The organism is Vibrio sp. 10N.222.48.A3, from assembly GCF_041475345.1.
In the GTDB taxonomy this organism is placed as follows: Bacteria; Pseudomonadota; Gammaproteobacteria; order Enterobacterales; family Vibrionaceae; genus Vibrio; species Vibrio tasmaniensis_A.
In genome coordinates this window covers 1-4,883 of record NZ_JBFRVX010001129.1, presented here as the reverse complement: position 1 = coordinate 4,883, position 4,883 = coordinate 1, and the positions used below count along the sequence as shown (strand labels likewise).

The 4,883-nt window shown below is 43.9% G+C and carries 3 protein-coding genes; all 3 read right to left on the bottom strand.

The features are described from left to right. Positions 1 to 106 precede the first annotated feature (106 nt). On the bottom strand, positions 107 to 1,309 hold the full coding sequence (fabV, locus tag AB4653_RS24330) for an enoyl-ACP reductase FabV (protein WP_009847071.1): 1,203 nt from the start codon (positions 1,307 to 1,309) through the stop codon (positions 107 to 109). 209 nt (positions 1,310 to 1,518) lie between these two features. Beyond that, positions 1,519 to 3,801 carry an acyl-CoA dehydrogenase gene (locus AB4653_RS24325; RefSeq protein ID WP_009847072.1) on the bottom strand — a complete coding sequence of 761 codons (2,283 nt, stop codon included), beginning with the start codon at positions 3,799 to 3,801 and terminating at the stop codon, positions 1,519 to 1,521. A 63-nt stretch (positions 3,802 to 3,864) separates the two neighbouring features. Then, complete coding sequence (locus tag AB4653_RS24320) at positions 3,865 to 4,494, bottom strand: TetR/AcrR family transcriptional regulator (RefSeq protein WP_009847073.1); 630 nt, start codon at positions 4,492 to 4,494, stop codon at positions 3,865 to 3,867. Between the last annotated feature and the right edge of the window lie 389 nt (positions 4,495 to 4,883).

Below are 4,883 nucleotides of genomic sequence, written 5' to 3'. Positions count from 1 at the left end.
CTTAATCTCTTTTCTCATCCCAAATCTCTATACTACTTTCCTCAAACTACAGACAAAAAAATAGGCGCTCAATGAGCGCCTATTTCGTTTTATTTTGATTTGTGAATTAGATATCAGCTACATCAAATTCAACAGCTGTCTCTACATCAGCTTCGTAATCAACACCATCAACACCGAAACCGAACAACTTCAAGAACTCTTCTTTGTACTCAACGTAGTCAGTCAGTTCTTTTAAGTTTTCAGTTGTGATTTGAGGCCATAGGTTACGACAATGCTCTTGAATGTCGTCACGCAGTTCTAGGTCATCTAGACGTAGACGGTTCACTTCATCAACTTCTGCTGCGCTGCCGTCTGCTTTGTATAGACGTTGGCTGAACATGCGGAAGATCTGTTCCATACAACCTTCGTGAATACCTTCTTCACGCATCTTCTTGAACACCATCGCGATGTAAAGAGGCATAACAGGAATCGCAGAGCTTGCTTGAGTCACAACAGACTTCAGAACAGCAACGTTTGCAGTACCGCCAGTTTGGCCTAGTTTTTCGTTAAGCGCTGATGCTGCACGGTCTAGATCCATCTTAGCTTTACCTAGCGCGCCATCCCAGTAGATTGGCCACGTTAGCTCTGTACCGATGTAGCTGTAAGCAACAGTCTTACAACCGTCAGCTAGAACACCCGCTTCAGAAAGTGCGTTGATCCAAAGTTCCCAATCTTCACCGCCCATTACAGTAACAGTGTCTTTGATCTCTTCTTCAGTAGCAGGCTCAACGCTTGCTTCGATGATCGCATCTTTGTTTGTATCTACCGCTGTAGATGTGTAAGTCTCACCGATAGGTTTAAGAGATGAACGAATCACTTCGCCAGTCTCTGGCATTTTACGCACTGGAGATGCCAGTGAGTACACAACCATATCGATTTGACCTAGATCTTCTTTGATCAGGTCAATTGTTTTCTGTTTAGCTTCGTTAGAGAAAGCATCGCCGTTAAGGCTTTTTGAATACAGGCCTTCTTCTTTAGCTAGCTTATCGAACGCTGCTGAGTTGTAAAAACCAGCTGTGCCCGGCTTTTTCTCAGTACCGGCTTTCTCGAAGAAAACACCGATAGTTGAAGCGCCGCCACCAAATGCAGCCGCAATACGTGAAGACAAGCCGTAGCCACTTGAAGAGCCAACAACGAGTACACGTTTAGGTGCATTTGCGATTGGGCCTTGAGCTTTTGTGTAAGCAATTTGTTCTTTTACATTAGCTTCACAACCGACTGGATGTGTTGTAGTACAGATGAATCCGCGAATTCGAGGTTTGATGATCATATTCAACTTCCTTAAAAAATCAGGTTAAGGATAAGAGTTTCGTGCGCAAATGGCATCTAATTTCTGTAAAAATGTGGTGAAAATGCAAGTGGTTGGAGCACTCAACTGATATTTGCCGACTAAGTCACCATTTGTTAACGCTTCTATTGCGACTTCTACGACAAAAACAAAAAAGGCACCTTATTAGGTGCCTTTTATCATTTCGTTATCTAAGCAACGCTATTTAGCTTAGGTTTTAACTCTTTTCGCGTCAAAGTTTCACTAAAGTCATGACTGAAGTGGTCAACTTGAATCGCTGTGTAACGCAGTTTATCAGCAGCAACAATTTGGTCGACTTCTTCTTGTGTCAGAACATCGGCAGCAAGTGCTTGAGCCAGTTTGTCTGCCAACAAGCCTTTACGAGCCACTTTGCCCTCTTTCACTGCTTTGAAGATCTTACGCTCCAGAGGCTTGATGCTGTACATCGCATTGAACGCGTTCTCCATAAGGCCAACACTATCATCCTCTTCCTTGCCGATGTAGCAAAGGTGAGTCAGACGTTCACGGTGTGCGCCCGGAGTCATCAAGCTTTCTGCTAGTTGAACTGTTAGGTTATCACTTGGTTTTTCGAAGTGGTTACCTACAGGGAAAACTAGACCTTTAAGTACTTTGCCAACCATCTTGTTCGGGAAGTTACGGTACGCTTCTTGTAACGACTTAGCCGCATTGTGGAAACAGTGTTGAACCGCGTAGTGTACGTAGTCTAGGTCAGCTTGTTGACGACCTTCGTCTTCATACTTTTTAAGTGCAGCAGACGCCATGTATAGGTAACTTAGACCATCACCCAAACGTGCAGAGATAAGCTCTTTACGTTTCAGTTCACCACCTAGCGTCAGCATTGCGAAATCCGCACTCACTGCAAGTGCGCGGCTCAAACGAGTCAAATCTTGGTAGTAAGGCTTCGTTGGACCGCTCATGTCGGCTTTAATGAACTTAGAGCCAGTTAGTGCTGCGCCAAACGCACCAAACGTGTTTTTAGTTGCGTGTGAGATGTGCTTGAACAACAAGCTATCAAAGTCTTTTGCACCTTGCTTCTCATCTGGGTTCGCTGCCGCTTCCATTTCGCTCAATACGTATGGGTGACAACGTGTCGCACCTTGACCGAAGATCATCAGGTTACGAGTTAGAATGTTCGCACCTTCTACTGTGATAGCAACTGGAATACCTAGGTAAGGCGCAGCCAAGTAGTTCATTGGGCCATCTTGAATTGCACGACCTGAATGGATATCCATTGAGTCATTCAGAATAGTACGAGCCATCTCTGTCATGTGATACTTCGCGATAGCCGTTACGATACCCGGCTTCTCTTTCATATCAAGTGAAGTGGTTGTCAGTGTACGAGTCGCTTCTAATAGATACGTTAAACCACCAATACGGCCTAAGCTCTCTGCAACACCTTCAAATTTACCAATCGACATACCGAACTGCTTACGAACATAAGCGTATGCGCCGGTCGTTTTCGCTGTTAGGTGGCCCATCGCCGTACCAAGTGCGGGTAATGAGATACCACGACCTGCAGACAGACATTCCACCAGCATACGCCAGCCTTTACCTGCGTAATCTGCGCCACCGATTAGCCATTCCATAGGAATAAATACATCGTGACCGCGTGTTGGGCCATTCATAAACGCAAGACCAAGTGGATCATGACGCTCACCGATCACAACACCTTCGTGGTCTGCCGGGATAAGCGCACAAGTGATACCAATGTCTTCTTTGTCACCCAGTAGCTTTTCTGGATCGTGCAGTTTGAAAGCCAAACCAAGTACCGTTGCCACTGGTGCTAGCGTAATGTAACGCTTGTTCCAGTTAAGCTTGATGCCTAGTGTCTCTTTACCTTCGTGCATGCCCATACACACAGTGCCGACATCAGGGATACCACCCGCATCAGAACCTGCTTCAGGGCCTGTTAGTGCGAAACAAGGGATATCTGTACCGTCAGCTAGACGTGGAAGCCAGTAGTCTTTTTGATCTTGAGTTCCGTAGTGAGACAGTAGCTCACCAGGGCCAAGAGAGTTTGGAACCATTACCGAAACCGCGGTACTGATACTACGCGTTGCAATCTTAGTTACGATTGTAGAGTTGGCGTGCGCCGAAAATTCACGGCCGCCGTACCCTTTCGCGATAATTAGCGAGAAGAAACGCTCTTTGCGTAAAAAGTTCCATACTTCCTCAGGAAGGTCTCGGTCTTCTTTCACAATTTTGTGGTCATCGAGCATAGCGAGCAAAGTTTCAAGTTCATTGTCCATGAACGATTGCTCTTCTGGTGTCAGCTGAGGTTTTGGGTACTGGTGAAGCTTAGTGAAATCTGGTTTACCAGAAAACAGCTCTCCGTCCCACCACACGCTACCCGCTTCCATCGCTTCTTTCTCGGTGCTAGATAGGGGTGGTAGTACTTTTTTAAAGAGTTTAAAAGCTGGGTCACTTACCCATTTTTGTCTTAGAGAGCTCATAGTTCAGATCCTTTTGTTCACTATATTGTTTGTGAATATTTTGCTTTTTATTGTTTTATTCTTTTATTCTTTTGCTGACATGCCAGCGGCCAAATAAGGAATAAGAATATCGACCACTGCCTTCGCATCTATCTTTCTGTCATAGTCATTCTCTGCAATTTCTATTAGAGCTTGGCTAGATGCCATGGTGAATACACAAGTCCCTAGGGTGAAGTGCAATCGCCAAAATAACTGTTCTTGAGTGAGGTTTGGGTTAGCTTTCATTACTGAGTTGGTAAACAAAGTCAGTACTTCGCTATAACGAGTAGTAATGAACCAACGCAAATGACCTTGCACATCTGTATAGCCTCGACCGATGAGTAACATAAATCGACTCGTACCATTTGGCCTTACATCATTGAGTGCCCTTAGTGGCTGCCTTAAAGACTCAAACACGTCACTCATAGAATACGTTTCGTTCAAATTTAAGTTCACTAGTGCATCTTGCAATGCTGGCATAAATGCTTCTAAGTAACGATTGAGTACCGCACGAACCAGAGTCTTCTTATCGCCAAAGTGGTAGTTCACTGAAGCAAGATTGACATTGGCTTTACTCGTAATCGTGCGTAAAGAGGTGTCATTAAAACCGTGCTCAGCAAATAAGCCTTCAGCCACATCTAAGATTTTGTCTTTGGTTGTACTTCTTGGTGCCATTTCAATCACTCGTATTAAACAACTGTTTGAAATATACGCTTAGAACATTTATTTAACAAGCAAGCAACATCACATTTTCACAAATTGGTCGTACCAGTTATAAGCATTACGTTCTAAGCGATTGAATAGAGGCGCGTTTAATTAAAAAGAGAAAATTAATGAATTTTTTGGGGAACTGAAATGATAATCGAGGGTCATAAATTAAGTAGAAAACAGAGTATTTAGATGTTTAACAGGCCGTCAAACTTGTTTCTCACTGTTTTCTTAATTACTGCATTTTCCTTATTAACTCCTATACTTGTATCCGCCCAAACCGCGTTGGTTTGGGCTTTTTTTTATCTAAGATCACGGTGTTTTTTTTTGGTTAATAGTAGACACAAAAAAGCCCT

Bases quoted from the DNA above. Each gene is read 5' to 3' on its own strand.
- fabV (WP_009847071.1), bottom strand. From the start codon at position 1,309: ATGATCATCAAACCTCGAATTCGCGGATTCATCTGTACTACAACACAT.
- AB4653_RS24325 (WP_009847072.1), bottom strand. From the start codon at position 3,801: ATGAGCTCTCTAAGACAAAAATGGGTAAGTGACCCAGCTTTTAAACTC.
- AB4653_RS24320 (WP_009847073.1), bottom strand. From the start codon at position 4,494: ATGGCACCAAGAAGTACAACCAAAGACAAAATCTTAGATGTGGCTGAA.